This window comes from Burkholderia sp. SRS-25, assembly GCF_004343765.1.
Classification (GTDB): Bacteria; Pseudomonadota; Gammaproteobacteria; order Burkholderiales; family Burkholderiaceae; genus Burkholderia; species Burkholderia contaminans.
Map to the genome: position 1 here is coordinate 182102 of NZ_PTXM01000010.1, position 24955 is coordinate 207056.

The 24955-nt window shown below is 67.6% G+C and carries 27 protein-coding genes and 1 pseudogene; 10 read left to right on the forward strand and 18 right to left on the reverse strand.

The genetic code is table 11. The features are described 5' to 3' along the window. The first annotated feature begins 101 nt into the window (after positions 1–101). A complete protein-coding gene (locus C5O79_RS15855) occupies positions 102–755 on the forward strand; it encodes a DUF1345 domain-containing protein (RefSeq protein WP_122477351.1) in 654 nt (217 codons plus the stop codon). A 24-nt stretch (positions 756–779) separates the two neighbouring features. On the opposite strand, the gene C5O79_RS15860 is transcribed toward C5O79_RS15855, so the two are convergent. Both C5O79_RS15860 and C5O79_RS15865 read right to left on the reverse strand, forming a co-directional pair. Further along, positions 780–1448, reverse strand: a complete 669-nt coding sequence (locus C5O79_RS15860) for a glutathione S-transferase (protein WP_046549974.1) — start codon at positions 1446–1448, stop codon at positions 780–782. 137 nt (positions 1449–1585) lie between these two features. Further along, entirely contained in the window at positions 1586–2293 is a 708-nt protein-coding gene (locus C5O79_RS15865; protein WP_122475233.1) for a class I SAM-dependent methyltransferase, read from the reverse strand. Positions 2294–2601: 308 nt separating this feature from the next. On the opposite strand from C5O79_RS15865, the gene C5O79_RS15870 reads away from it, so the two are divergent. Next, complete coding sequence (locus C5O79_RS15870; protein WP_047851086.1) at positions 2602–4254, forward strand: DUF3459 domain-containing protein; 1653 nt, start codon at positions 2602–2604, stop codon at positions 4252–4254. A 71-nt stretch (positions 4255–4325) separates the two neighbouring features. On the opposite strand, the gene C5O79_RS15875 is transcribed toward C5O79_RS15870, so the two are convergent. The 5 genes from C5O79_RS15875 to C5O79_RS15895 all read right to left on the reverse strand — a co-directional run bounded on the left by C5O79_RS15875 (position 4326) and on the right by C5O79_RS15895 (position 9022). Next, complete coding sequence (locus C5O79_RS15875; protein ID WP_046549972.1) at positions 4326–4910, reverse strand: thiamine phosphate synthase; 585 nt, start codon at positions 4908–4910, stop codon at positions 4326–4328. 22 nt (positions 4911–4932) lie between these two features. After that, positions 4933–6276 (reverse strand): hemolysin family protein, encoded by a 1344-nt coding sequence (locus C5O79_RS15880; protein ID WP_046549971.1) that lies wholly within the window; start codon positions 6274–6276, stop codon positions 4933–4935. Between the two features lie 76 nt (positions 6277–6352). Beyond that, positions 6353–7132: a HAMP domain-containing sensor histidine kinase gene (locus C5O79_RS15885; RefSeq protein ID WP_046549970.1), complete on the reverse strand. Its 780-nt coding sequence runs from the start codon at positions 7130–7132 to the stop codon at positions 6353–6355. A 67-nt stretch (positions 7133–7199) separates the two neighbouring features. Next, positions 7200–8123 carry a DMT family transporter gene (locus C5O79_RS15890; protein WP_122475236.1) on the reverse strand — a complete coding sequence of 308 codons (924 nt, stop codon included), beginning with the start codon at positions 8121–8123 and terminating at the stop codon, positions 7200–7202. A gap of 41 nt (positions 8124–8164) precedes the next feature. Beyond that, positions 8165–9022, reverse strand: a complete 858-nt coding sequence (locus tag C5O79_RS15895) for a LysR substrate-binding domain-containing protein (protein WP_039358052.1) — start codon at positions 9020–9022, stop codon at positions 8165–8167. A gap of 115 nt (positions 9023–9137) precedes the next feature. Between C5O79_RS15895 and C5O79_RS15900 the strand changes: the two genes are divergently transcribed. The 3 genes from C5O79_RS15900 to C5O79_RS15910 all read left to right on the forward strand — a co-directional run bounded on the left by C5O79_RS15900 (position 9138) and on the right by C5O79_RS15910 (position 12161). Next, the gene (locus C5O79_RS15900) at positions 9138–9521 is read left to right on the forward strand and encodes a tautomerase family protein (protein ID WP_011355834.1); all 384 of its coding nucleotides are present in this window, start codon (positions 9138–9140) and stop codon (positions 9519–9521) included. 126 nt (positions 9522–9647) lie between these two features. Further along, on the forward strand, positions 9648–11276 hold the full coding sequence (locus tag C5O79_RS15905) for a CHAD domain-containing protein (RefSeq protein WP_122475238.1): 1629 nt from the start codon (positions 9648–9650) through the stop codon (positions 11274–11276). Between the two features lie 48 nt (positions 11277–11324). Beyond that, positions 11325–12161, forward strand: a complete 837-nt coding sequence (locus tag C5O79_RS15910) for a TOBE domain-containing protein (RefSeq protein ID WP_122475241.1) — start codon at positions 11325–11327, stop codon at positions 12159–12161. A gap of 165 nt (positions 12162–12326) precedes the next feature. Here C5O79_RS15910 and C5O79_RS15915 read toward each other — a convergent pair whose 3' ends face one another. From C5O79_RS15915 to C5O79_RS15930, 4 genes are all read right to left on the reverse strand, one after another. Further along, positions 12327–13028 (reverse strand): ATP-binding cassette domain-containing protein, encoded by a 702-nt coding sequence (locus tag C5O79_RS15915; protein WP_047850311.1) that lies wholly within the window; start codon positions 13026–13028, stop codon positions 12327–12329. A 55-nt stretch (positions 13029–13083) separates the two neighbouring features. Continuing rightward, positions 13084–13761, reverse strand: a complete 678-nt coding sequence (gene modB / locus C5O79_RS15920; protein WP_039358066.1) for a molybdate ABC transporter permease subunit — start codon at positions 13759–13761, stop codon at positions 13084–13086. 10 nt (positions 13762–13771) lie between these two features. Beyond that, positions 13772–14572: a molybdate ABC transporter substrate-binding protein gene (gene modA / locus C5O79_RS15925; RefSeq protein WP_122475243.1), complete on the reverse strand. Its 801-nt coding sequence runs from the start codon at positions 14570–14572 to the stop codon at positions 13772–13774. A gap of 134 nt (positions 14573–14706) precedes the next feature. Continuing rightward, positions 14707–15405, reverse strand: coding sequence for a phosphatase PAP2 family protein (locus C5O79_RS15930; protein ID WP_122475246.1), 699 nt, complete (start codon positions 15403–15405; stop codon positions 14707–14709). 248 nt (positions 15406–15653) lie between these two features. On the opposite strand from C5O79_RS15930, the gene C5O79_RS15935 reads away from it, so the two are divergent. Together C5O79_RS15935 and C5O79_RS15940 are read left to right on the forward strand one after the other, a co-directional pair. Further along, entirely contained in the window at positions 15654–16748 is a 1095-nt protein-coding gene (locus tag C5O79_RS15935; protein WP_046549963.1) for a PHB depolymerase family esterase, read from the forward strand. Between the two features lie 96 nt (positions 16749–16844). Continuing rightward, entirely contained in the window at positions 16845–17021 is a 177-nt protein-coding gene (locus C5O79_RS15940; protein WP_069251078.1) for a DUF3563 family protein, read from the forward strand. 113 nt (positions 17022–17134) lie between these two features. Here C5O79_RS15940 and C5O79_RS15945 read toward each other — a convergent pair whose 3' ends face one another. The 5 genes from C5O79_RS15945 to C5O79_RS15965 form a co-directional block, all read right to left on the reverse strand. Further along, positions 17135–17554: an organic hydroperoxide resistance protein gene (locus C5O79_RS15945; protein WP_039358076.1), complete on the reverse strand. Its 420-nt coding sequence runs from the start codon at positions 17552–17554 to the stop codon at positions 17135–17137. 155 nt (positions 17555–17709) lie between these two features. Beyond that, positions 17710–18162, reverse strand: a complete 453-nt coding sequence (locus C5O79_RS15950) for a MarR family transcriptional regulator (protein ID WP_039358079.1) — start codon at positions 18160–18162, stop codon at positions 17710–17712. A gap of 185 nt (positions 18163–18347) precedes the next feature. Further along, on the reverse strand, positions 18348–19157 hold the full coding sequence (locus C5O79_RS15955) for a BPSS1780 family membrane protein (RefSeq protein ID WP_069251080.1): 810 nt from the start codon (positions 19155–19157) through the stop codon (positions 18348–18350). Continuing rightward, entirely contained in the window at positions 19148–20146 is a 999-nt protein-coding gene (locus tag C5O79_RS15960) for a homoserine kinase (protein WP_046549961.1), read from the reverse strand. Before C5O79_RS15960 ends, C5O79_RS15955 begins: the two co-directional genes overlap by 10 nt. A gap of 101 nt (positions 20147–20247) precedes the next feature. Then, entirely contained in the window at positions 20248–20643 is a 396-nt protein-coding gene (locus C5O79_RS15965) for a hypothetical protein (protein WP_039358086.1), read from the reverse strand. A gap of 129 nt (positions 20644–20772) precedes the next feature. On the opposite strand from C5O79_RS15965, the gene C5O79_RS15970 reads away from it, so the two are divergent. From C5O79_RS15970 to C5O79_RS15985, 3 genes and pseudogenes are all read left to right on the forward strand, one after another. Continuing rightward, positions 20773–22299, forward strand: a complete 1527-nt coding sequence (locus C5O79_RS15970) for an AMP nucleosidase (protein ID WP_046549960.1) — start codon at positions 20773–20775, stop codon at positions 22297–22299. 278 nt (positions 22300–22577) lie between these two features. After that, a complete protein-coding gene (locus tag C5O79_RS15975; RefSeq protein WP_122475249.1) occupies positions 22578–22775 on the forward strand; it encodes a hypothetical protein in 198 nt (65 codons plus the stop codon). Positions 22776–23144: 369 nt separating this feature from the next. Continuing rightward, a pseudogene (locus C5O79_RS15985) lies at positions 23145–23288 on the forward strand (LysR family transcriptional regulator); the annotation flags it as partial. Between the two features lie 229 nt (positions 23289–23517). Here C5O79_RS15985 and C5O79_RS15990 read toward each other — a convergent pair. Next, positions 23518–23808 (reverse strand): hypothetical protein, encoded by a 291-nt coding sequence (locus C5O79_RS15990; protein WP_046549958.1) that lies wholly within the window; start codon positions 23806–23808, stop codon positions 23518–23520. Positions 23809–24195: 387 nt separating this feature from the next. Next, positions 24196–24954 (reverse strand): TIGR00730 family Rossman fold protein, encoded by a 759-nt coding sequence (locus C5O79_RS15995; protein WP_039358092.1) that lies wholly within the window; start codon positions 24952–24954, stop codon positions 24196–24198. Position 24955 lies beyond the last annotated feature (1 nt).

Below are 24955 nucleotides of genomic sequence, written 5' to 3' on the forward strand. Positions count from 1 at the left end.
ACGTCACGATGGAATGGCGATAATCGGGACAATACCCGCCGGCGCGACGGGCAGTCCCGCATGCCGGCCGAACCCTTTCCATCCGCTTTCGGAATCACATGATGACGATTTATCCGCAGGTATTACGCAACCGGCCGCGCATGGTCGCGGCGTTCGTCGCCGGCGTGCTGTGCGCGGTGCTGCTGCCGTTTTCTCTGCGTCCGACCGTGCGTGCGCTGATCGGCTGGGATTGCGCGATCTGGCTGTATCTCGTGCTGATGTGGGTGCGCATGATCACCGCGCATCATCACCAGGTGCGCGAAATTGCGATTCGCGAGGATGAAAACGCGACGACCGTACTGACCGTCGTGTGCCTTGCGACCGTCGCGAGCGTCGCCGCGATCGCGATCGAACTCGCGACCGCCAAGAGCGTCGGCTTCAGCGCGGGGCTCAGCCACTACGCGATCACGGGCGCGACGCTGTTCGGCGCGTGGTTCCTGATCCCGACGATCTTCACGCTGCACTATGCGCGGCTCTATTACGGCTCGCCGGCCAAGGATCGCGCGCTGCGCTTCCCGGACCAGAACCCCGAGCCCGATTACTGGGATTTCCTGTATTTCGCATTCACGATCGCGGTCGCGTCGCAGACGGCCGACGTGTCGCTGGCGAACCGCTCCGCGCGGCGCTCGGTGCTCGCGCAGTCGATCCTGTCGTTCTACTTCAACATGGCCGTGCTCGGGCTGTCGATCAACGTCGCGGCGGGCCTGCTGAGCTGATGCAGGCCCGGGTCATCCGCAGCGTTACTTGAGCAGGTCATAAGGGCCGCCGCGCTCCAGCGCCCGCTGGTACGCGGGCCGCGCGTGGATCGCATCGAGAAAGCGCGCGATCGCGGGATACCGGCTGCCGCCCCCGCGCGCGGTCGCCGCTTCGAGCGGAAAGCTCATCTGGATGTCGGCTGCGCTGAAACCGTCGCCGACGAACCAGCCGGTGCGGCTCAACGTGTCGTCGACATAGCCGAGATGCAGCGCGATCTGCGGATCGACGAAGCCCGATTGCAGCGTGTCGGCGATCTTGCGCGCGATCGGCCGTGCGAAGAACGGCATCGGCGCATGCGCGATCCGCAGTGCGACGAGCTTGAGCAGCAGCGGCGGCATCGCCGACCCTTCCGCGTAGTGCAGCCAGTACGTGTAGTCGTGCCGCTCGGGCGCGCCGGGCGGCGGCGCCATGCGTCCATTGCCGTAGCGTTCGACCAGGTATTCGATGATCGCGCCCGATTCGGCGTACGTGCGGCCTTCGTCGGTAACGACGGGCGACTTGCCGAGCGGATGGATCGCGCGCAACGCGGGCGGCGCGAGCATCGTCTTCGGATCACGCGCGTAGCGCACGATCTCGTACGGCACATCCAGTTCTTCGAGCAGCCAGAGCACGCGCTGCGAGCGCGAGTTGTTCAGGTGGTGGACGGTGAGCATGTCGACGCCGGACGTGGGGACGGGAACGACATCATACCCAGCGCGCGTGGCGCGTACGCGAAGCGTTGCGCGCCGTGACGAGCCACGTCTGGCCGACCGCGTCTGGCCGACCGCGCTTGGCCGGCCACCCCGTTCGTTCACGCGCGCCTCACCGCGATCCACGCACCCCAGAACAGGCTCGAGAAAAAGCGCAGCGGCGCATCGAAGCCCGCATCGCGCAGCAGGCCGAACACGGCTTCCTCGGACGCGGGCGGATCGGCGCCCTGCAGGATCTTCGCGAGTTGCGCGCGCACCGCGTCGGGCGTCGCGCCTTTCATGCGCCAGCGCTGCTGCCATGCGTCGAGCAGGCGAGGGTGGTCCGCGTAGCGGCGGTGGTTGCCGGCGAGCACGAGCGGTGCGCCGGGCTTCAGGCGCCGCGCGATCGCACGGAGCAGCGCGGCCTTCGCTTCGTCGCCGGGCACGTGATGCAGCACGCCGATCAGTGTCGCGCCGTCGAACGCGGATGCATCGGGCAACGCGTCGACACCGTCCTCGACGAACGCCGTGCGCGCGCCGAAGCCTGCGGCCTCGACGTTCGAACGCGCAAGCGCGAGCATCGGCGCGGACGGGTCGATGGCCGTGAATTGCCAGCCCGGCTCGAGCGCGGCCGCCACGCAGATTTCCTGCCCCGTGCCGCCCGCACCCGCGACGAGGATCCGTGCCTCGGGCGTGTCGATGGCCGATGCGAGCATGCACGCGGTGAGTTCGTGGCAGGCATCGTAGCCGGCGAGCGCGATGCGGGATTGCTCGGCGTATTCGTGCGCGCGTGCCGGATCGAATTTGGCGGCGCTGGCGGGAAGCGACATGGCGGGTTCCTCGGTTGGGGGCGGACGACGTGCCCGCGAGCCTGGCGCAGAGCGTAAGCGTGCGCGGCCGGTGCAACAAGGCAAGTGGTCATCCCGGTATGCGGGCTACCCGACTCGTCGGGACGTGTCGGATTGCGGGTTTCCCCGGGGTCGATTCGTATTTAAAAATGTCCGGGCACGATGCATCGCGGTAGCGAATCCGGCGCATACTCGTTTCTCTCCCCCCGCCTGGCCGTCGCATGCCGGGCCCCGATGCGCCGCGCCCCGCGGGCGCGGCCATGCCGCTCGGTACGCACGAGGAGCGCATGATGTCCGATTGTCCGCACGATCCGTATGCGCAGCACCACATTCACTGCTTGCCGTTTGGCGCCCAGCCCTGTGGCGCGCTCTGTGCGACGCCGCGCACGCATTTTCGCGTGTGGGCGCCGGGCAGCACGCAGGTCCAGCTCGAACTCGATACCGGCTTCGGCCCGTTGCTCGTCCCGATGGCTGCCGCCGGCACGAACTGGTTCGAAGTCTTTGCCGATTGCGGCGCGGGTGCGCTTTACCGCTATCGCCTCGACGATGCGGTGTCGATTCCCGATCCCGCGTCGCGCTCGCAACCCGAAGGGCTCAACGGTCCGAGCGAGGTCATCGATCCGCGCGCGTTCACGTGGCGCAACACGTTCTGGCGCGGGCGTGCATGGGAAGACATCGCGCTCTATGCGATTCGTCCGCACGCGGTGGGCGGCTTCGACGGCGTGCGCCGGCGCCTGCCGCAACTCGCGCGCCTCGGCGTGACCGCGCTGGAACTGCTCGCGTCGCCGCACGACAGCCTGCCGTTCGCGCCGCTCGCCGCCGAAGGCGGCCCCGACGCGCTGAAGGCGCTGATCGACGACGCGCACGGCTACGGTCTCGCGGTGCTGCTCGAACTCGATTACGCGCGTTTCGGCAGCGGCACCGATGCGCTGCGCCACTACGCGGCGCCGTTCTTCCATACGCGCGACGATCCGCTCCAGGCGCCGCCGCTCGCGCTCGATCATCCGGAAGTCTGCGATTTCTTCTGCGACAACGCGCTGTACTGGATCGACGAGTACCGTTGCGACGGGCTGCGCCTGCGCGAAGCCGACCGGATCGGCGTGTCGTGGCTGCGCGAGATCGCCGATCGCGTGCGCGCGGCCGTGCCGGCCGACCGGTTGATCCATCTCGTACTCGGCAGCGAGCGGCATCCGGCGCACCTTGCCGACACCCATTTCGATGCACAGTGGAACGGATGCGGCGAACGCGCGCTGCACCGGCTGACGGGGCGCGATACGTCGGCCCACGAAGGCATTTCCACGCACCAGTCGATCCACACGCTCGCCCGCGCACTGACCGCGGCCGGGGCCGCATTCCAGCCGGCCGGGGTGGGCGAAGGCATGGCTGCCGACAGCGGGCTGTCGTTGACGTCGCTGGTGCTGTCCGACGGTGCGTGGCGCGACAGCGGGCAGGGCGATCACGGGCAGGAGGCCGGTCTGGCTGCCCTCGCGCTGTCGCTGCTCACACCGCAGATTCCGTTGATCTTCGACGAAACCGCGCGCGACGCCGATCGAGCGCACTTCGTGCAGTCGGCGCTCGCGGTGCGCGCGAAGCTGATCGCGCCGCGATTGTCCGATTGCAGGCCGCAGGAAGCGCGTGCGCTGAAGTCGGACGGCGACGGCGATGCCGACGCGCTGCTTGCATCATGGAAGCTCGCCGACGACGAGACGCTGACGATCGCGTTGAACCTGTCGCCCGAGGCGGTGCCGTTCGACGCACCGAGAGGACGGATCGTGTTCGAGACGCCGGCGCGTGCGCGCGACCGGGTCGATGAAGGGGTGTTGCCGCCGTATGCGCTCGTCGCGTGGCTGACGGGTGACGTCAACCGGTATGCGCTTACGCATGATGCACGTCGCATCGACGATGGTGCGTGGCGCGGATCGCGTCCGAACCTGAACGCATGACGATGTGAGCGGGTAAGCGTTTGAGAGGCTGGGCGCATCTGCGCCCGGCTGTACCGCAGGAAATCCCCGAACTACCAGAACCCGCGAATGCCCGCGATGCCGTAGGCGCCGTGGCGGCGCGCCTCGTCGAGGTGCGCGCGCGTCATGCCGCCGAGCGCGAAGACGGGCATCGCGGCCTCGACGGCCAGCGCGTTGAACTGCGTCCAGCCGAGCGTCGGCGCACCGGGGTGGCTGAGTGTCGGCAACACAGGCGACAGCGTGACGAAATCCGCGCCGGCGCGCGCGGCCAGCAGCAGGTCGTCGCGCGTGTGGCAGGCGGCTGACACCCGGCGTCCGGCAGGCAACGGCCGTTGCGCGGCGGCGCGCAACGCGGTGCCGTCGAGATGCCAGCCGGCGCCGTCGAGCCGCATCACGCCGGCCGCATCGATCGGTCCGTTCAGCATCAGGTGCGCGCCGGCCGCGTCGCAGCGCGCGAGCGAGTCGGCGGCGAGTTGCACGAACGCGGCTGCATCGAGCGATTTCACGCGCAGTTGCACGAGCGTCTCGCCGCGCGCGAGCACGGCCGACAGCCGGTCGAGGAACGCCGCGCAATCGGCCGCCGACGCGGACGCCGGCTCCGGCGTGATCACGCAGCAGCGCGGCAGCGTGGCGTTCATCGCGTGCAGCGAAGCGCGGCGGTCATTCGTCGGCCTCTTTCGAGATCTTCGGGTAGACGCGCACGAGCACGATGCGCGGCCCGTTCATCTTCTTCACGACGACGTCGAAGCGGTCGAACGACACGCGCTGCCCTTCGGTCGGCAAGTCGCTGAGCGCCTGGATCACGAGGCCGCCGACCGATTCCGCGCGGCCTTCGTCGATGTCGATGCCGAGCGCCTGTTCGAGCGACACGACGGGCAGGCTGCCCTTGCCCATCAGCGTGCCGTCGTCGAGGCGGCTCCAGTCGGCGTCGCCCTGGCGGAACTCGTCGTGGATCTGGCCGACCAGCGCGCCGAGCAGGTTGTCGAGCGTCAGGAAGCCGATCGGCTTCTCGCCCTTGTTGCCGACCAGCGCGAAGTGCGGTGCGCCCTTGCGGAAGCGGCGGAACAGGTCGAGCGCCGGCGTGTCTGGCCTCACGTACTGCACGGGGCGGACATAGTCAGACAGGTCTTCCAGCGCCGCGCCCGCGTGACGCGCGAGTAGCAGGTCCTTCAGGTGGATCAGCCCGCTCACCTGTTCGCGCGACGCATCCTCGAACAGCGGATAACGGCTGAAGCGGTGCCGCGCGACGATCTCCATGTTGTCGGGCAGCGGGAGGTCGCGGCGCAGGCCGATCATTTCATGGGCCGGCCGCATCAGGTCCGACACCGTCATCGACGAAAAATCGAGCGAATGCGCGAGCGTGTTCCACTCGTCGTTGCTGTACGTGCCGCGCGCCGGCTGGGCCGCGTTGCCGGCCGTGCTGCGGCGGCTGCGCAGGATCAGCTTCAGCTCGTCGGTCGAGTAGTGGGCGTCGCTGCCGTGGTCGGCGGAGAGCCCCGCGAGGCGCAGTACCGCGTTGGCGCTGTTGTTGAGCACCCAGATCGCCGGATACATCGCCCAGTAGAACGCATAGAGCGGCAACGCGACCCACAGGCCGACCTTCTCCGACTGGCGGATCGCCATCGATTTCGGCGCCAGCTCGCCGACGACGATGTGCAGGAACGAGATCAGCGAGAACGCGAACACCAGCGAGATCAGGTGCACGACGCGTTCGGATTCCACGCCGATCAGGTCGAGCAGCGGGCCGAGCAGTTGCGCGAAAGCCGGTTCGCCGACCCAGCCGAGGCCGAGCGACGCAAGCGTGATGCCGAGCTGGCACGCGGAAAGATACGCGTCGAGACGGCCGTGCACGATGCCGAGGATGCGACCGCGCAGGCCGTGCTTGCGGGCCAGTGTCTTGACGCGCGTGGCGCGCAGTTTGACGAGGCCGAATTCGGCCGCAACGAAGAACCCGTTCAGGGCCACCAGGAACAACGCGCCGATGAGCGCGAAGATCTGTAACAAAGAAACACTCCGGTTATGACAGGCCCATCAGTATAGAGCCAGAAAGGAAGTTGTAATGCGGCGGGCGGCCGATTGCTTACACCGGCGCCTCACCGGGCACGGAGAACGTGATGGTGGCCGGGGCGCCATCGGCGAACGCGTCATGCGCGAACGTGCCGCCGTGTGCGAGCGCGACGCGCTGGCAAAGCGCGAGCGTCCAGGCGATCCGCTTGGCGTCGCGCTCGCGCAGCATCTCGCGTCGTGCGAACGATTCGAATGCATGCGGTTGCGCGGAATCGACGAGCGCGTCCGCGTTGACGTTACACGTGGCGCGCGCGGTGAAGTGCATGCCGTCGCGAGCGCACGCAAACGTCACGCGGCTGCCGGCGGCGCTGGCTTCGACCGCGGTCGTCAGCATCGTCCAGAGCGCCTGCGCGATGCGTTCGCGGTCGGCGGTCAGCGACAGTTCGCCGTCCGGCAGCGTCGCGTCGAGGGCGACCTGTCGTGCGTCGGCGAGCGCGCAACGGGCGAGCGCGATCGTGTCGTCGAGCAGCGCGCGCAGCGCGAACGGCTGCGGCTTGAGAGCGAGCGTGCGCGTTTCTGCGCGCGGCGCGTCGAGCACGTCGTCGATCAGCGCGACCTGCTGGTCGATGCCCGTGCGGATGCCCGCGAGAGCGCGCTGCAGGTTCGGATCGGCGTTGGCGAGCTGGCGCTCGAGCACGTACGCCCAGCTATGCATGGCGTTCAGCGGACTGCGCAGGTCGTGCGACGCGGTGGAGAGCGCCTGGTCGCGCAGGAACAGCGCCGCCTGGGTGGCGTAATGCGCTGCGCGTTCGCGCAGCAGGTCGGCGGCGGGATCGACTGTAGTGGACGTCACGGAGCTGGCCTGTCGGGAGCGGTTGGCGTGGAAGTCACGCGAACCGTCATTATAGGGACGGTGCGTGTCACGCCGGCAGTGCGTCTTCGTCCTTTTTCCGGGCGTCGCCGTTCGGCAGCAGCTGGCACGCGAGCAGGCCGGCCAGCATCAGCGCGCAGCCGACGAGCGCGCGCAGCGTCAGCGTTTCGCCGAGCGCGGCCCAGCCGGCGACCGCCGCGAATACGCCTTCCATGCTGAAGATCACGGCCGCGTGCGCGGGCGCCGCGTCGCGTTGCGCGACGACCTGCATCGTATAGCCGACCCCGACCGACAGCATGCCGCCGTACAGCAGCGTCGGCAGCGCGTTGCGCAGCATCGTGCCGCTGACCGGCTCGACGACGAGGCCGACCGCGAGGCACGCCGCGCCGCACACGACGAATTGCATGAACGCGAGCACGAGCGGATTGTGGCGCTTCGCGAAATGGCCGACGGCCATCACGTGCGCGGCGATGATCACGGCGCCGGCGAGCTGGAACCAGTCGCCGTACAGCACCGAGAATTGCTCGTTGATGCAGAGGAAATACAGGCCGATCGCCGCGAGCAGCGCGCCGAACCATGTGCCCGGGCCGATCCGGTGACGGGCGAACACGCCCATCAGCGGCACGATCACGACGTACAGCGAGCTGATGAAGCCCGCGTTGGCGATGCGCGTGTACTGCAGGCCGATCTGCTGCAGCGAAATCGATACCGCCAGCAACCCGCCGAGCGCGAGGCCCGGCAGCAGCAGCGTCGGCTCACGGCGGATCGCCGCGAACTGCATGCGCGACGCCGTGTTCAGCATCAGCAGCGGCACCAGCACCAGCGCGCCGAGCAGGAAACGGAGCCCCGTGAACAGGAACGGCCCGATCACGTCGAGGCTCAGTCGCTGGGCGACGAACGCCGAACCCCAGATCGCGGCGGCGGCGAGCATCAGCAGGTTGGCTCGGAGGTGCTTGCGGGCTTCGGGCTTCATTGGAATTCTTCTGGAGATTGCGGGCGGCGGAACGCGTCAGTTTACGCCGAGATTGCAAGGCTGTCGGCAAACCTGCGCAACGCGGCGCCGGCACGTGCGTCGCGTACGCGCGAATACAGCACGACCTGCGACAGCGGCAGCGGCGGCAGCCCGAATTTCGCGCCGACGTCGACCAGCGTGCGCGGCGCAACCCGCCGCGCCAGCGGGCAGACCGCGAGCCCCGCGGCGGCGGCGGCCGTGACCGCCGCCACGCCGCCGCCCGTGAAGCGCTCGCGCCACGGCCGTCCCGCATGGTCGAGCGCGCGCAGCGCGGCGGCCCGTACGCCGCACGGGCCGGCCAGCACCGCGAGCGGCAGCGGTTCGCCTGCGCGCGGTACCCAGTCCGGCGCGGCGAGCCAGGCCAGCGGTTCGGAAAACAGCAGCGTGCCGTCTTCGCGCGGCGGGTCTTCGCCTGGCTCGTGCCGCACGATCACCGCATCGAACCGGCGTTCGTCGTATTGCGCGAGCAGGTTCGTCGACGTGCCGAGATGCATTTCGAGCGATAACCCCGGATCCTGCCGATGCAGGCTCGTGAGCACGGCCGGCAGGTCGGGCACGGCGACGTGCTCGCTGACGCCGAGCGACAGCCGATGCGTGCCGGCCGAGATCGCACCCAGCGCATGATCGTGCGCATCGAGCAGCGCGCGGGCGGCCGGCAGGAAATTTTCGCCGTCGGCGGCCAGCTTGACGACACGAGGCGTGCGCGCGAGCAGCGGCTTGCCGAGGTGGGCCTCCAGCCGCTTCAGCTTCAGGCTGACGGCCGATTGCGTGGTGCCGAGCGCATCGGCGGCACGCGTGAAGCTGGCGAGATCGGCGACCAGCACGAACGCGCGGACGGCATCGAGATCAAGGACTTTCATTTTCGATGTAAATGGATGAAATATTCATCGATGACTGTTTATTATAGTTCGGCGCGCCTAACCTGACGCTGTGTTTCCGTTCTTCAACGCCAACTTCACCGACAGGAGCAGGACCATGCCATTCACCCGTATCGCAGTTCGCGAAGGCAAGCCGGCCGCCTACCGCGCGGCGCTCGTCGACGGCGTGCATCGCGCGCTGATGCATACGTTCAACGTGCCCGAGGACGACATCTTCATGGTCGTCACCGAGCACGCGGCCGAGAATTTCGTGTTCGGCCGTCACTACCTCGATATCGAACGCAGCGACGATCTCGTGATGATCCAGATCACCGCGAACAACACGCGCACGCTCGAGCAGAAGCGGGCGCTGTACCGGGCGATCGCGGACAACCTCGCGCAGCAGCCGGGCGTGCGGCAGCAGGACGTATTCATCAGTCTTGTCGAGGTGCTGAAGGAGGACTGGTCGTTCGGCAACGGCCTCGCGCAATACGCCGTTTGACCTGCGACAGCACGGCAGGGCCAGATCGTCGCCTGCGAGTTTTCGCGACGTGTACTATGGAAGCAGCTTCACGGATGACGCCGGCGCGATCGATGCGCCGGCGGTTCTTCATGTGCAGGAGCCTCCATGTCGCGTGTGCTGGAAGTCGTGTTGTCGCTGTCGCTGGAAGGGTGGCCGGTCAAGGCTGCGAGTCGCGCCCGCGGGGCGCAGCGTGATTTCGGCGCTGAACTCGTGCGCGCGTGGCGGATCTGCCCGCAGGTCCGGATGCGCCGCGGCCACGAGCGCGTGACGATCGAGCCGTGCCAGATCGAGGAGGCCGAGTTGAGCCCCGGCGCGAGCTGGTGGACGTGGGTCGAGTCGAACGCACATGGAAGGCGTGTGGTCGCGTCGCGCACGAAGGCGTTTGCGCCGGGCGTCACTGCGCGCGAACTGTTCGACGCGGAGCATGAGGGCATCGCCGTCGCGATGCCGCTGCCCCTGCCCGAGGCGGCTGCCGAGGCCGATGCACCTGCCGACGAAGTGGATGGCGTCGCGCCCGACGCCGCAGTGCCCGCGGCCCCAGGCGTGCAGCCGGAATCGTCGGCGCTGCGCCTCGTCAGCGAACGGCGGCGCGGGCGCTGGGCCGACGACAGCGGCGTCGTGGTCGAGATGACGCTCGACGACGTCACGCTGCATCGCGGCAGCGAGCCGCCGCGCCGCTACGTCGAGCTGCGCCTTGCCGCGCCCGACTGGGAAACCTTGCCCGCGCGTACCGCCGCGCTGCATGCGTTGTTTGCCGCGGCGCGCGAATTGAGCGGCGCGTGGCCCGCATTCGTGCAGCTGACGAGCGTGATCGATCGCGCATGCGCGGCCGAGCCGGCTGCCGACGGGCCCGTCAAGGCCAAGCTCGTCGACCTGACCGGCGTGCGCACGCAGCGCGCCGCGCTGTTCGCGCTGTCCGGCGACATCACCGCGCAATGGCTCGGCAACGAGGGCGGGGTGATCGAGCACGACGACCCCGAATTCGTGCACCAGATGCGTGTCGCGCTGCGCCGCCTGCGTACGCTGATGCGCTTCTTCCCGCGCTTTGCCGACCGCCAGTGGCGCGACACGCTCGGTGTCGACCTGCGCTGGCTTGCCTCGCTGCTCGGCACGGTGCGTGACTGGGACGTGTTCGCGACCGAAAGCCTGCCCGCGCTGATCGCGGCCGACGGCGGCGACGGCGAGTGGAACGGCACGCTCGACGCCGCGCGCGCGCAGTGCGCGGCTGCGCGGGTCGAGTTGCGGCAGGCGCTGCATTCGGCTCGCTATGCGCGGCTGGCGCTCGGCTGGCTCGAGTGGCTGAGCTCGCTTGCGCTGCCGGCTGCCGAAGACGGCGACGCGCCCTCGCTGCGGCGCCACGCGACGAAGCGCGTGCGGCGGCTGTTCGGTCATCTGTACGCGTCGCCGTCGCTGACGTCGCTCGACACGGCCGCGCGCCATCAGGTGCGGATCGATGCGAAGCGGCTGCGCTATGCGCTCGAATTCTTCGCGTCGCTGGCGTCGCGCCGCACGCGTACCGAGACGGTCAAGACGCTTACGCGCGTGCAGAGCGTGCTCGGCGAAGCGAACGACACGATGGTCGCGCTGCAGCACCTCGAAAAACTGGCTGCGCCGCCGTATCAGCTCGGTTTCGTGCGTGGCTACGGCGCAGCGCTCGAACAGCGCGCGGCGCGCGACGCCGAGACGCTGCTGGCCAGCCTGCGGCCGCCGAAGCTCGAAGGCAAGCCCGGTTGACCGGTACGCGCTGACTATAATGGCCGCCCGATTCCCGTACGTATCCCGATGACCGACGCACCGCATTCTTTCCCGTCCGCCGAACCGCTCGAACTGGGCGGCGAGCTGTGGCTGCGCGCCGGCGAGCAGACGCTCGGCGGCGCCACGCGCATCGCGTTGCTCGCGGCGATCGGCGACACCGGCTCGATCACGCGCGCGGCGAAGGCCGTCGGCCTCAGCTACAAGGCCGCGTGGGATGCGGTCGACACGATGAACAATCTTGCCGGCGAACCGCTCGTCGCGCGTTCGACGGGCGGCAAGGGCGGTGGCGGCACGACGCTGACGCCGCGCGCCACGTCGCTGATCGCCGCGTTCCGTACGATCGAGCGCGAGCATCGCCGGTTCATCGAGGCCGCGAGCGCGGCCGTGGCCGGGTTCGACGTCGACTGGGCGCTGATCGGCCGGATCGGGATGAAGACCAGCGCGCGCAACCAGTTGTTCGGCAAGGTCGCATCGATCGTGCGCGGCACCGTCAATGACGAGGTCACGCTCGCGTTGCCCGGCGGACAGCCGATCGTTGCCGTGCTGACGCACGAAAGCGCCGATGCGCTCGGCCTGCAGGTCGGCGCGGACGCCTGCGCGCTGGTGAAGGCGTCGTGGGTCGTGCTCGCGGTCGACGATGGCGAGTACGATTTGAAGGTGTCCGCACGGAACCAGTTGCGCGGCAGTGTGGAAACCGTCGCGGCGGGCGCGGTGAACAGCGAGGTGACGCTGGCGCTCGACGGCGGCGGGACGCTGACGGCCGTCGTGACCAACGACAGCGTCTCTGCACTGCAGCTCGACGCCGGCCGGCCGGCGATCGCGCTGTTCAAGGCGTCGAGCGTGATTCTTGCGGTAACGGGCTGACGAAGCAGGCCGGGCGGTGCGTCGACGATCTTGTGACGGGCGGGGCGAAGCCGGCATCGCACAGCGCCTGCACGGCTCCGGCTTCGTTTCCGCTTTCAGCCTATGCCGCTACACGCGGCCTCTCTCAGGCTTCGACCTGCCTGCCACGACCACGGCCTCGCGCGCTCACATGACGCGCGTCGGCCACTCGGCGTGCGGCGGAGTCGCCTGCACGCGTCCTTCGCTCAACTGCACGACCTGGTCGCCGAACGCGGCGACATCGTCGGGATCGTGCGAGATCAGCACCATCGGGATATCGAGCCGCGCCTGCAGCTCCGCGAGTTCGTGACGCATGCGCTGGCGCATGGCGCCGTCGAGCGCCGCGAACGGTTCGTCGAGCAGCAGGATCCGCGGTTGCGCAACCAGTGCACGCGCCAGCGCGACGCGCTGTTTCTGGCCGCCCGACAATTGCGACGGATACTGCCCCGCGAGCGCTTCGAGGTCGAACGCCTGCAGCCAGTACGCGACTTCCGGCGGCACCGTTTTCGCGCGCGGGTTGCGCAGCCCCGACGTGAGCCCGAATGCAATGTTCTGGCGCACGTTCAGATGCGGAAACAGCGCGTAATCCTGGAACAGGTATGCGACGCGCCGCTCGCGGGTCGGCACGTCGATGCGGCGCGCGGCGTCGAACAGCGGTTCGTCGTCCAGCGTGATCGTGCCTTCGTCGGGCGACAGCAGGCCGGCGATTGCTTGCAGCGTCATGCTCTTGCCCGCACCGGACGGCCCGAACAGCACGACGCGCTGCGTCGTTGCCGTGAACGACACGTCGAGCGTGAAGCGTCGCTCGGCGTTTGCGTAGGTCTTGCGGATATCGACGGCGAGGCTCATGCGTGCCTCCGCCGAAGCCGCTCGACCGCGAAAGACGATAAACGAGGCGAGCGCTTCATGTCAGCTGGCTCCGCCGGGCACGCGACGGCACGAGCCAGCCGGTCGCGAGCAGTACGAGCACGCAGGTGATCGACGTCACCAGCACGAGGAAGTTGGCGGTGCTGTCGTCGCCGGCCTGCACGGCCGCGTAGATCGCGACCGACAGCGTCTGCGTGCGGCCGGGCAGGTTGCCCGCGATCATCAGCGTCGCGCCGAACTCGCCGAGCGCGCGTGCGAACGCGAGCAGCGCGCCCGCGAGAATGCCGCGCGTGGCGAGCGGCAGGGTCACGCGGAAAAACACCGCGACTTCGCCGAGCCCGAGCGTGCGCGCGGCGCGTTCGAGGTGCGGATCGACGCCTTCGAACGCCGCCCGTGCCGACTTCAGGATCAATGGAAACGCGACGACCATCGAAGCGATCACCGCGCCTTGCCACGTGAAGACGAGCTCGATGCCGAGCTTGTCGAGCCATGCGCCGAACACGCCGCGCCGGCCGAGCAGCACGAGCAGGTAATAGCCGAGTACCGTCGGCGGCAGCACGAGCGGCAGCGTCAGCACGGAATCGACGACGTCGCGCAGCGGCGAGCGCCAGCGCGCGAGCATGAACGCGGCCGCGACGCCGAGCACGATGTCGAGCGCGGTTGCCCAGCCGGCAACCTTCAACGACAGCAGCAGCGGTACCCAGGCGTCTTGCATCGCGTTACGCTCACTTGCCCGCGGGCTTGAAGCCGAACGTCGACAGCACGGCCTGGCCCTGCGGCGACGCGACGAAGTCGATGAACGACTGCGCCTGCGCGGCGTGGCGGCTGTCTTTGACCACGGCGATCGGATAGGTGATGGCCGTCTTCGTCGGCACGGTCAGCGCGATTTTCACGCGGCCCGGCATGATCGCGGCGTCGGTACCGAACACGAAGCCCGCATCGACCTCGCCGCGCGCGACATAGTCGAGGCTCTGGCGCACGTTGGCGGCCAGTACGCCCTTCGCGCTGACCGCGTCCCACACGCCGGCCACGCGCAGCGAGCCTTCCGTGTAGCGACCGACCGGCACCGATGCCGGGTCGCCATACGCGATGCGCTTCACGCCGGGCGCGGTCAGGTCGTTCAACGACTTCGGTGCGGCGGCCTTGCTGTCCGCCGGCACGATCAGCACGAGCGAATTCGCCGCGAAATCGCGACGCGTGCCTGGCACGATCACCTTTTCGTCGGCCGCGCGATCCATCGCCTTCTGGTCGGCCGACGCGAACACGTCGGCCGGCGCACCCTTGGCGATCTGCTGCATCAGCACGTCCGACGCGCCGAAGTTGAACAGCACCTTGGTATCCGGATGCTGCTTCTCGTATGCATCGCCGACGGCCTTGAACGCGTTCGTCAGGCTGGCGGCGGCCGACACGACCAGTTCGTCTGCTGCGGAAGCGGGCGCGCTGAACGCGATGCCGGCAGCGGCAAGCGTGGCGATCGGCAGCAGGCGAAGCAGGGTGCGGCGAAGCGGACGGACGGTTGAGCGCATGGTGGAGTCGTTTTGAACGGGTGGAAACCGTAATCGTAATATAGGGCGGGTTATAACGCTCGACATAGTGCTCATGCGGCCGCGCGCATGGAATGGTCAGACGTGAAAAGGGGGCGGGACGGCCGGGCGGCCGGTCACGTACGGAGCGTTTGCGGCGACGACCGGGTGCGCTGCAGCGACGACGGCTGCGATGCGGGGCGGTAGTTCGGGTTGGCCTTCCAGCGCGCGCGGACGAACGGGCGCTCGTGGCCCGACAGTTGCAACGCCACCTTGGTGACCCAGCGGTGCGACGGCACCGTGATGCCGTGCAGCGCCACCGTGACGAGCGCGAGGCTTGCGACGACCGCGGGCACCGACCAGCGGTGCGGCACCGCGCGCCACGAACCGGCGATGAACGCGAGCGCGGCGATCGCGCCGACGATGCAGCCGGTGATCGATTCGGACGGTGAATGGGCGTCGAGTGCGACGCGCGACACGCCGACCGCGACGCCGGCCGCGAGCCCGAGCGCGATGCCGGCGAGTCGCACCGGCGCGCGGGTGCGGATCAGCGCCAGGAAAATCGCGACCGGATAGACCGACGTCGACAGCATCGCATGGCCGCTGAACCCCGTGAAATCCCACTTGCGGATGCCGATCCCCCAGCCGAGGAACGCGATCTTCGTGAGCGCGACCACGCCGATCGCGGCCGCGAGCACGCCGAGCCACGCCGCCGCGCGTTGCCACGAGTAGCCGAGCGCGAGCCAGACGGCGATCGTGATCGCGAGCGGCAAGGTCAGGCCGGCGCCGCCGAACGCGGTGATCATGATCCACAGGTGAGACGACAGGTCGAACATCGGGAAGGGGACGAACGAAGGCGGGGAAGATGCTTAAATCAACGCGCGAGCCGGGAAGAACGACTACAACGGATACAAGCGGCGAAGCCCCAGTATAGCGCCGCGTGCGCACGAGCCCCGTTTTTTGCGCGGGCGGGAACTATCCGCGCGCAGGAAAAATCCCAGAAACAATGTTATGGTGCATTGCACAAAGACGAACGATGCATCCGTTGTGGTGCCCCTATTTTTCCTGACTGCGAGCCCGATCGATGACCAAAAGTCTGACCAAGGTGTGGCTGGGCGGCATGAAACGCATGCTGTCTCCGGCCGCCAAGCGCGCGGCGCGCGATGCGCAGCGCATCACACGTGACGCACTCGAGGCGGCGGCTTCTCCCGCCGTATCCGATCTGTCCCCGCCGCGCGAATCGCGCGTGCGACCGCGCGCGGCCGCATGGGCGGCCGGCGAGTGGACGCGCGGCGAACATCCGATGGCCCCCGCGCTCGGGCGCCTCGTCCAGAATCTCGCGTACGGCCTCTACGTGCCGCCTGGCCGCCGGCGTGGCGCGATGCCGCTCGTGGTGATGCTGCACGGCTGCCAACAGTCCGTCGACGAATTCGTGCAAGGCACGCGGATGAACCTGCTGGCCGACAAGCACGGCTTCGCGGTGCTGTATCCGGAGCAGTCGCTGCGCGCGCACGCGCACGGCTGCTGGCACTGGTATGAGGACACCGACCGCGCGGGCCGCGGCGAGGCGAACGCGGTGGCGTCGCTCGTCGACGCGCTCGTCGATGAACATGGTTTCGACGCCTCGCGTGTCTATGTCGCGGGGCTGTCGGCCGGCGCGGGTCTCGCGTCGCTTCTTGTCCTGCACCATCCGGACCGTTTCGCGGCGGTGGCGCTGCATTCGGGCCCCGCGCTCGGCGAGGCGACTTCGGGCATTACCGCGATGGACGTGATGCGGCGCGGCGTGCGCCAGAACCCGGCGGCGGCGGTCGATGCGCTGGTCGATGCCGCCGCGTATCCGGGCATGCCGGCGCTGGTCGTCCAGGGCGACGGCGACCACGTGGTCGCGCCGAAGAATGCCGACCAGCTGACGGTGCAGTTCATGCGCCTGAACGGGCTTGCCGACAGCCGCGGCGCCCTGCGCGGCGGGGAGCGAGTGGAGACGCGCGACGCCGGCGCGCAGATCACCGATGTCTGCCGTGACGGCGAGCCGGTCGTGCGGCTCTGCCATGTGAAAGGGCTCGACCATGCATGGGCCGGCGGCGACGAAGCCGTGCCGTTCCACGCGGCGGTCGGCCCCGATGCGAGCGCGATGATCTGGGCCTTTTTCGAAACCCAGCGCCGCACTGTGGCGACCTAACGACGCACCGGCTGATCGATGCTGGCCAAAGACTAGGGTTTTCCCTATAATTCGGGAAAACCCTAGTCAAAGAACCTTTGGATTGCGAGATCAACCATGTACCTGCTGAGCCACCTCTTCCTGATGCTGACCAAGAACGCTGAAAAGGCCTCGAAAGAGCGCGCCGACGCGTATCTGGCTGAAGCCACCGACATCTATGATCTCGAATTCCGCATGCGCAAGATCGACCGCGAAGCGGCGATGAACCGCCCGTATACGTTCGGCTCGCGCTAAGAAGCACAGGGCGGGTAGTCAGGTCCGCCGTTCCGGCGAGTCACGCAGCAGAAAAGGGCGCGTGCGGCACCATGCCGCACGCGCCCTTTTTGCATTCCAGGCCTTGTGTCGCGTCAGACGACCGTCAGGCGCACCGGCACGTTGTTACGCGTCGCGTTCGAATACGGGCACACGTGGTGTGCCTTTTCGACCAGAGCTTGCGCGTCGGCCTTGTCGAGCCCCGGCAGCGACACGCGCAGCTCGATGTCGAGCCCGAAGCCGCCTGCGTCGTTCGGGCCGATGCCCACTTCCGCCGTGACCTGCGTATCGGCCGGCAGTGCCTTCTTGTCCTGGCCGGCGACGAATTTCATCGCGCTCAGGAAACAGGCCGAGTAACCTGCGGCAAACAGCTGCTCCGGATTCGTGCCTTCCGCGCCCGTGCCGCCGAGTTCGCGCGGCGCGGCCAGCTTGACTTCCAGCTTGTTGTCAGCGGATACCGCGCGGCCATCGCGGCCACCCGTGCTCGTGGCGCTGGTCTTGTACAGAATGTTCATCGTGCAGCTCCTGTCTGGAAAAGGGAGGAAAAGCGGCCCGGTCGAATAGGTGTCGCCGGCCACACACGAACAATAGAACACAAATAATTTGTGTGCAAATGAATTTTGGACGAAAAGGCCCGACAGTGCCGGGCCGGTTCCTCGAGGCCCGCCTGTCAGCGCTCGTTCGCGGCTGACAGTGCGTCGCGCAACTGCTGGAGATCGGCGCGCAGCCTGACCAGGAAATCGGGGGATTGCTGCATCGCGCAAAAGAGATCGGCCGGTACCGAGCGCGCGCGCTCCTTCAGTGCACGGCCTTCCGGCGTCACAAGTACGTTCACGATGCGTTCGTCGGTTGCGCTGCGCACGCGCTCGACGTAGCCGAGCGCCTCCAGCCGCTTCAACAGGGGCGTGACCGTGGCCGGGTCGAGGTCGAGCCGCGCGGCGATGTCTTTCACGGCGATGTCGTCGCGCTCCCACAGCACGAGCATCGCGAGATATTGGGGATAGGTCAGCGACAGCTTGTCGAGCAGCGGCTTGTACGCCTTCGTCATCGCGTGCGAAGTCGAGTAGAGCGCGAAGCAGAGTTGCTCGTCGAGCGTCTGGGGCAGCGGAGGCAGGCGGTCCATGATTCGGGCGCGCGGAGAACGCGCGAACAATTTGCACGCAAATTATTTTGCGCGCAAAACATCGGGATGAACAGGGGCGGCCGGCGAAGGGCTCTGGTCGACGGAGACAGGAGAAGGGCGGGTGCGCCGGGTCTTGACCCGGTGCGGAGAGCGGCGGGCCGGCGACGCGCGCCGGCCGGGGGGCTTCAGCGGCCCGACGTAGTGGTCGTCGCGCCGGGTTCCTGTACGCCGAAACAGCCGCGATAGGTCGCGTAGAACGAGCAGTACAGCATCGTGACGATGATGATCGTCACCGGCATCATGATCGTCAGCGCGTAGGCGCCGGCGCCGAGCGCCTGCAGCAGCAGCGACAGCGCGAGCGACGTGCCGAGCGCGACGGCGAACCACAGCACGCCGTACACGACGAACGCGCCGCGATTGCGCCAGCAACTGACGACGCTGAAGAACAGCGCCTTGGCGGGCGGGACGTCATGCCATGCGACCAGCACCGGTGCGAACCAGAACAGCATCGCGACCGGCAGGTAGAGCAGCGTCGCGAAGAACAGCGCGCCGAGCGTGCCTTGCGCGGCGAGCGCTTCCGGCGTCGTGCTGGCTTCGTCCGCCGCGCCCATCATCACGTGAAACAGCGCGCCGCCGTCCACGAACGACGAAGCGGCGAACACGATCACCATCGACGCGACGTAGATCACGCCGAGCACGAGCAGCCGCTGGGTCGCGACGGTGCCATATGAACGGAAGCCGTCGACGAGGATCGTCGGCATCACGGGCTTGCCGGCCACCGTGTCGCGGCACGCGGCCATGAAGCCGACCGCGACGCCGGGAATGAATACCAGCGGCAGCGCGGAGCCGATCACGGGCACCATCGATATCAGCGTGATCGCCAGCAGGTACGTGAAGAACAGCGTGATGAACGCGAGCGGATTCCGGCGGAACAGCCAGACGCCTTGACGGAACCAGACATAGCCCGTTTTGGCGGGCACTTCGATCAGTTGCATGCGGTGTGGATCTCGGGAAGCGCGGGCGTATGCGCGATACGCTCGCGCAGGATGCGTTCGAAATGGCCGGGATCGTGCGGCTTGAGCATCTCGGCCGCGCGCGGCAGGTAGAAGTCGTACAGGCGCGACACCCAGAAGCGGTACGCGCCCGCGCGCAGCATGTCGCTCCAGTGGCGGCGCTCCTCGGCCGTGAACGGCCGCACGGTCTGGTACGCGCGCAGCAGCGCGTCGGCGCGCGCGACGTCGAGCACGCCGGTCGCGAGGTCGACGCACCAGTCGTTGACCGTGACCGCGACGTCGAACAGCCACTTGTCGCAGCCCGCGAAATAGAAGTCGAAGAAGCCGCCGAGCCGCACGTCGTGGCCGGTGCCGGGCGCCGCGTGCGCGAACAGCACGTTGTCGCGGAACAGGTCGCAATGGCACGGCCCGGCCGGCAGCGCCGCGTAGTCGTCCGACGCGAAGAAGCTGGCCTGGTGCGCGAGTTCGCCTTCCAGCAGCGCGCGCTGCTCGTCCGTGATGAACGGCACGATCGCCGGCACGTTCTCCTGCCACCACGGCAGGCTGCGCAGGTTCGGCTGGTTGCGCGGATAGTCGCGGCCGGCGAGGTGCAGGCGCGCGAGCATCTGGCCGACCTCGATGCAGTGTTCGACCCCCGGCGCCAGTTCGGCCGAGCCGTCGAGCTTCGTGACGATCGCGGCCGGCTTGCCGTGCAACTCGCCGAACAGCGCGCCGTCGTCACGCGGGATCGGATCCGGCACCGGCACGCCGTGGCCGGCCAGATGGCGCATCAGGTCGAGATAGAACGGCAGTTGCTGCGCCGTGAGCTTTTCGAAGATCGTGAGGACGTACTCGCCGCGCGTCGTCGTCAGGAAGAAATTGCTGTTTTCGATACCGGACGGAATGCCGCGAAACGCGAGCACGTCGCCCAGTTCGTAGTGGCGCATCCATTGCGCGAGATCGGAGTCGGAAACAGCAGTGAAAACGGCCATGCGGGATGCGTCAGGTCAGGGTGTCGGCACGCGGGCGGCGTGCGTCGCGACATCGGGTGAAGGGAGGCGGCGCGCGGCGGTCGGTGCCGCGCGCCACGGAATCAGTAGCGCAGGTTCAGCGACGGCAGGCGCGTGATCGGGATGCCCGCGTCGTGCGGCTTCGGCGACGTGTCGGGCGTCGAGCTCATCTGGTAGCGCGTGCCGAAGTTCGACTTCACGTCGATCTCGACCGGCTTGCCGCGATCACGGTACTCGGTGACTTCGGTGCCGTTCTTGCTCTTTTCGTGGAAGCTCGGCGTGCGGCGGATGTCGGCGAAGTCGACTTTCGACGTGACTTCGGCGCCCGGCCGGTTGATCTTGCGGAGATCGGGCAGGCCGGCGGCCTCGTTGGCCTCGGCCCGAGCCTGCGCGTCGGCGTCAGGCGTGCCGCCGGCGGCGTAAGCGACGCTGGCGGCGGCAAACGCGGCGGCAGCGGCGACGAGAATGAGCGGCTTCATGATGAGTCTCCAGTGAACCCACCGATTTTAGCAAATACTGCGCCCCATCCGGCCCTCGCGTGCGTAGGGGCAGCCATAAGGGCGACCGGGTTCCGTGGTAATGTCGTCGGATCAGACGAGGTGATGAAAATGAAGAACGATTTGAGCCGCCGGCACCGAGTGCTGACGCCCGAGAGCCCGTCAGTCGAGGCTTTCGACGATCCGATCGCCGCCGTCGCGCGGCTGTCCGCCATTTACGACACGAACACGGGCTTCCTGCGCGATGCGTTCGCCCGCTATCGCCGCCACGAATCGATTACCGAGCACGTGCGCGCATGCTACCCGTTCGTGCGGATCCGCACCGACGTCAACACGCATGTCGATTCGCGCCGCTCGTACGGTTTCGTCGCGGGCCCCGGCGTATTCGAGACGACGGTCACGCGCCCCGATCTCTTCGCGAACTACTATCGCGAGCAACTGCGCCTGCTGGCGAAGAACCACCATGTGAAGATCGAGATCGGCGTGTCGTCGCAGCCGATTCCGATCCATTTCGCGTTTCCGGAAGGCATCCATCTCGAGGGCGAGCTCGATCGCGACCGCCTGCTCGCGATGCGCGACATTTTCGACACGCCCGACCTGTCGTATCTCGACGACCGCATCGTCAACGGCACGTTCGAGCCGGCGCCGGGCGAGCCGCATCCGCTCGCGTTGTTCACGGCCGCGCGCGTCGACTTCTCGCTGCACCGGCTGCGCCATTACACGGCGACGTCGCCCACGCATTTCCAGAACTACGTGCTCTACACGAACTACCAGTTCTACATCGACGAGTTCGTGAAGCTGGGCCGTACGGTGATGACGGAGAGCGACGACCCCGAGGTGCGTGCATACCGGAGCCAGTACAGCTCGTTCGTCGAGCCGGGCGATGTCGTCACCTACAACGCGAACCTCGGCAGCGAGCCGGCCGAGGGCGCCGCGCCTCCGCGCCTGCCGCAGATGCCCGCGTATCACCTGAAGCGCGCGGACGGCAGCGGGATCACGATGGTCAACATCGGCGTCGGCCCGTCGAACGCGAAGACGATCACCGATCACATCGCGGTGCTGCGTCCGCATGCGTGGGTGATGCTCGGTCACTGCGCGGGGTTGCGCAACACGCAGCGTCTCGGCGACTACGTGCTCGCACACGGTTACGTGCGCGAGGATCACGTGCTCGATGCCGACCTGCCGCTGTGGGTGCCGATTCCGGCGCTGGCCGAAGTGCAGCTCGCGCTCGAGCGCGGGGTGGCCGACGTCACGCAACTTGATGGCGTCGAGCTGAAGCGCGTGATGCGTACGGGCACGGTCGCGAGCGTCGACAACCGCAACTGGGAGCTGCGCGACCATCGCGAACCCGTGCAGCGCCTGTCGCAGAGCCGCGCGATCGCGCTCGACATGGAAAGCGCGACGATCGCCGCGAACGGCTTCCGCTTCCGCGTGCCGTACGGCACGCTGCTGTGCGTGTCGGACAAACCGCTGCACGGCGAGCTGAAACTGCCGGGCATGGCCGATACGTTCTATCGCGGGCAGGTCGACCAGCATCTGCAGATCGGTGTGAAGGCGATGGAGATCCTGCGCACGAACGGGCTCGACAAGCTGCATAGTCGGAAGCTGCGGAGTTTCGCGGAAGTGGCGTTTCAGTAACGCGCATGACTGGCAGGGGGAGGGCGATGCCCTGCCGGGCTTCACGGCGGCGGCCGCGCGCCTGCGTCACACCTCCGGTCGCCTGGACATTCGTCGTGGCCGCAATGCGGCCTTCGTACGCGGACGCGACCATTTTCTCCAATTTGGAAGTTGTCCTATAGTTTTGTCGTTGTCATCGAGAATATGCTCTCCTGCGTGGCGTTGTCCGACGCCCGCACGAAGGATCGGCGAACAGCCGATCCAATTGATTCCTATAATATTGAGAGTAGACATATCCGATGAAAATCAAAATCCTGCTGGCTTCCCTGATGCTCACTGCTTCGCTGTCGGCCATGGCCCAAGCGGTGATCGGTCCATCCAAGCCGAAGCCGCCTTGCGAAAGAGAAGCGGTGCTCGGCCCGTCCGATCCTTGCGAATCCGTCGCAGTAGTCGGCCCGAGCAAACCCAAACCGTGTTGGTGCTACTTCGTTAAGTAAGCCGTGAAACAGGCGCGCCCATCCTTGGGTGCGCCTCGTTCGCAGGTTGAGGCGCGACAGAGAAGGGAACGCGTCAATGGCGCGACGGAGCGGCCGCTACTGCGCAAGCCCGGGGGAGACACCGGCAGCCTCGAGATTTCATCGTTAATCGTTAATCGGCCGTCGGCTTTTTCTCGTCATTGTGATCGCTACGGTCTCCGCTCCGAGCAGTGCCGTGAAGGCATGCCCGCTACGGGGAATCGATTGAATGCGATGACGGTATTCGTCAGTGTCACCGACGGCAGCATGTCGCGCTCGTCGTCGCGGCAGACCAGGCTGTGCCAGCTCTGCATCGACACGGACCGGGCGAGGCCATGATGTCGCCGGAACGTGAGCATCTTCATCCGTGTTGCGGCGCCATATTCGCTGGCCCGTCGTTTTCTCGCGCCGTTGCTCGGCGAATTTTGCGACTGGCAGCCGGGCATGACGGCCGAGCTGATCGTCAGCGACGACATGGCCGATATCGTCGAGCAGCGGATCGACATCGCGGCGCGAACCGGCAATCTGCCCGACAGCGGGCTGATTGCGCGGCGCCGGCGTATTTGCGCCACCCCAAGCGCGGGCGTGACGTGTGCGACTGTCGAGGGGGGGCGTCGGTCGACGTTCTTTCGGCCCGGTCAGGGCGGCTCGACAGAAGAGCGCGCCTGCGTCGGCAGATCGCCGATTCGCGGTACAGGTGGCTCAAAGCGGCAAGGCTGGGGGCTCAGCACTCCCCCTTCTTTGCATGCCCCGGCGGGCAGTGATAGCCGCCACGGCCGTGATGACGCTCGTGATCTTCCCACTCGCGGCGTTCCCAGTAACGGCGGCCGTCGTAGTAGCGATCGCCATGCCAGCCGACGATCACCGCGGGCGCCGGGGCGACCACGACGGGCGCAGGCGCGACGACGACCGGTGCGGGCGTGCCGATGTTGACGTCGACGTTGACGGCGTGGGCGAGGCCGGACAGCGAAAGGCCGAGGCCGGCGAAGGCAAGGGCGATCAGCGAGCGTTGCATGTTCTTTTCCGTGGTGTCGTTATAAAAGGCCGGCGCGACGCGATGGAAGCGAGGGGGACCGTTCCACCGGGGGAACGCCGCACCGACACATGCAGTGTGATGGCGCGCGACGGAAAATGCGAGGCGGGGTTGTTACGGAGGATTGGCGGCCGGCAGGCGCCGGATGCGGGCGTCGGGCTGCGTCATTTGACAATGGCGGCCTGCGCGTGCGGAAGATGGCGCGCGCCGCACGGCACGGGCTGTGCTGATTTGACATTCGATGGCGCGAGGCCACGAAGCGCGATTAATGGGGCGTTACAAATTGACACGGGGCAGGTGGCTGAATTGCCACGTCTGCCGCGCGGGAGGGGCGCGCCGGCCGTCGGGCCGGCGGTCGTCAGGGATGGATTACAGGTAGAACATCCGGTCTTCTTCGGGGCGCGGCGGATGGCCTTCATCGTCCGAGCCTTCTTCCTCGCCGCTGTCCTCGTAGAACGCGAGCACCGCGTCGAGCACCTGGTCGGGATCGTCGATCACCTGCATCAGGTCCATGTCTTCCGGGTTGATGAGGCCCATCGGGATCAGCTGGTCGCGGAACCACTGAAGCAGCCCCTTCCAGAACTCGCTGCCGACGAGAATGATCGGCACGAGGCGCGACTTCTTCGTCTGGATCAGCGTGAGCACTTCCGACAGTTCGTCGAGCGTGCCGAAGCCCCCCGGCATCACGATCACCGCATCCGAATTCTTCACGAACGTGACCTTGCGCGTGAAGAAGTGGCGGAAGCGCAGCGAGATGTCCTGGTAGTGGTTGCCGGCCTGTTCGTGCGGCAACTCGATGTTCAGGCCGACCGACGGCGCTTTACCGGCGTGCGCGCCCTTGTTCGCCGCTTCCATGATGCCGGGACCGCCGCCGGAGATCACGGCGAAGCCGGCGTCGGACAGCTTGCGCGCGATCTGCGCGGCGAGCTTGTAGTGCGGCGTATCGGGTTTGAGGCGGGCAGAACCGTAGATGCTGACAGCCGGGCGGATCTCCGACAGGTACTCGGTCGCCTCGATAAACTCTGCCATAATCGTGAACATCTGCCACGATGCGCGGGCCTTCTTGGCCGTCGCGCGTTCTTGATCTGCGAGCGAACGCAGACTCGGAATCACTTTTCTCTTGTTCATA

What these genes read in the sequence shown, in the direction of transcription:
- C5O79_RS15855 (WP_122477351.1), top strand. Translation starts at nt 102, where the DNA reads ATGACGATTTATCCGCAGGTATTACGCAACCGGCCGCGCATGGTCGCG.
- C5O79_RS15860 (WP_046549974.1), bottom strand. Translation starts at nt 1,448, where the DNA reads ATGCTCACCGTCCACCACCTGAACAACTCGCGCTCGCAGCGCGTGCTC.
- C5O79_RS15865 (WP_122475233.1), bottom strand. Translation starts at nt 2,293, where the DNA reads ATGTCGCTTCCCGCCAGCGCCGCCAAATTCGATCCGGCACGCGCGCAC.
- C5O79_RS15870 (WP_047851086.1), top strand. Translation starts at nt 2,602, where the DNA reads ATGTCCGATTGTCCGCACGATCCGTATGCGCAGCACCACATTCACTGC.
- C5O79_RS15875 (WP_046549972.1), bottom strand. Translation starts at nt 4,910, where the DNA reads ATGAACGCCACGCTGCCGCGCTGCTGCGTGATCACGCCGGAGCCGGCG.
- C5O79_RS15890 (WP_122475236.1), bottom strand. Translation starts at nt 8,123, where the DNA reads ATGAAGCCCGAAGCCCGCAAGCACCTCCGAGCCAACCTGCTGATGCTC.
- C5O79_RS15895 (WP_039358052.1), bottom strand. Translation starts at nt 9,022, where the DNA reads ATGAAAGTCCTTGATCTCGATGCCGTCCGCGCGTTCGTGCTGGTCGCC.
- C5O79_RS15900 (WP_011355834.1), top strand. Translation starts at nt 9,138, where the DNA reads ATGCCATTCACCCGTATCGCAGTTCGCGAAGGCAAGCCGGCCGCCTAC.
- C5O79_RS15905 (WP_122475238.1), top strand. Translation starts at nt 9,648, where the DNA reads ATGTCGCGTGTGCTGGAAGTCGTGTTGTCGCTGTCGCTGGAAGGGTGG.
- C5O79_RS15910 (WP_122475241.1), top strand. Translation starts at nt 11,325, where the DNA reads ATGACCGACGCACCGCATTCTTTCCCGTCCGCCGAACCGCTCGAACTG.
- C5O79_RS15915 (WP_047850311.1), bottom strand. Translation starts at nt 13,028, where the DNA reads ATGAGCCTCGCCGTCGATATCCGCAAGACCTACGCAAACGCCGAGCGA.
- modB (WP_039358066.1), bottom strand. Translation starts at nt 13,761, where the DNA reads ATGCAAGACGCCTGGGTACCGCTGCTGCTGTCGTTGAAGGTTGCCGGC.
- modA (WP_122475243.1), bottom strand. Translation starts at nt 14,572, where the DNA reads ATGCGCTCAACCGTCCGTCCGCTTCGCCGCACCCTGCTTCGCCTGCTG.
- C5O79_RS15930 (WP_122475246.1), bottom strand. Translation starts at nt 15,405, where the DNA reads ATGTTCGACCTGTCGTCTCACCTGTGGATCATGATCACCGCGTTCGGC.
- C5O79_RS15935 (WP_046549963.1), top strand. Translation starts at nt 15,654, where the DNA reads ATGACCAAAAGTCTGACCAAGGTGTGGCTGGGCGGCATGAAACGCATG.
- C5O79_RS15940 (WP_069251078.1), top strand. Translation starts at nt 16,845, where the DNA reads ATGTACCTGCTGAGCCACCTCTTCCTGATGCTGACCAAGAACGCTGAA.
- C5O79_RS15945 (WP_039358076.1), bottom strand. Translation starts at nt 17,554, where the DNA reads ATGAACATTCTGTACAAGACCAGCGCCACGAGCACGGGTGGCCGCGAT.
- C5O79_RS15950 (WP_039358079.1), bottom strand. Translation starts at nt 18,162, where the DNA reads ATGGACCGCCTGCCTCCGCTGCCCCAGACGCTCGACGAGCAACTCTGC.
- C5O79_RS15955 (WP_069251080.1), bottom strand. Translation starts at nt 19,157, where the DNA reads ATGCAACTGATCGAAGTGCCCGCCAAAACGGGCTATGTCTGGTTCCGT.
- C5O79_RS15960 (WP_046549961.1), bottom strand. Translation starts at nt 20,146, where the DNA reads ATGGCCGTTTTCACTGCTGTTTCCGACTCCGATCTCGCGCAATGGATG.
- C5O79_RS15965 (WP_039358086.1), bottom strand. Translation starts at nt 20,643, where the DNA reads ATGAAGCCGCTCATTCTCGTCGCCGCTGCCGCCGCGTTTGCCGCCGCC.
- C5O79_RS15970 (WP_046549960.1), top strand. Translation starts at nt 20,773, where the DNA reads ATGAAGAACGATTTGAGCCGCCGGCACCGAGTGCTGACGCCCGAGAGC.
- C5O79_RS15975 (WP_122475249.1), top strand. Translation starts at nt 22,578, where the DNA reads ATGAAAATCAAAATCCTGCTGGCTTCCCTGATGCTCACTGCTTCGCTG.
- C5O79_RS15990 (WP_046549958.1), bottom strand. Translation starts at nt 23,808, where the DNA reads ATGCAACGCTCGCTGATCGCCCTTGCCTTCGCCGGCCTCGGCCTTTCG.
- C5O79_RS15995 (WP_039358092.1), bottom strand. Translation starts at nt 24,954, where the DNA reads ATGAACAAGAGAAAAGTGATTCCGAGTCTGCGTTCGCTCGCAGATCAA.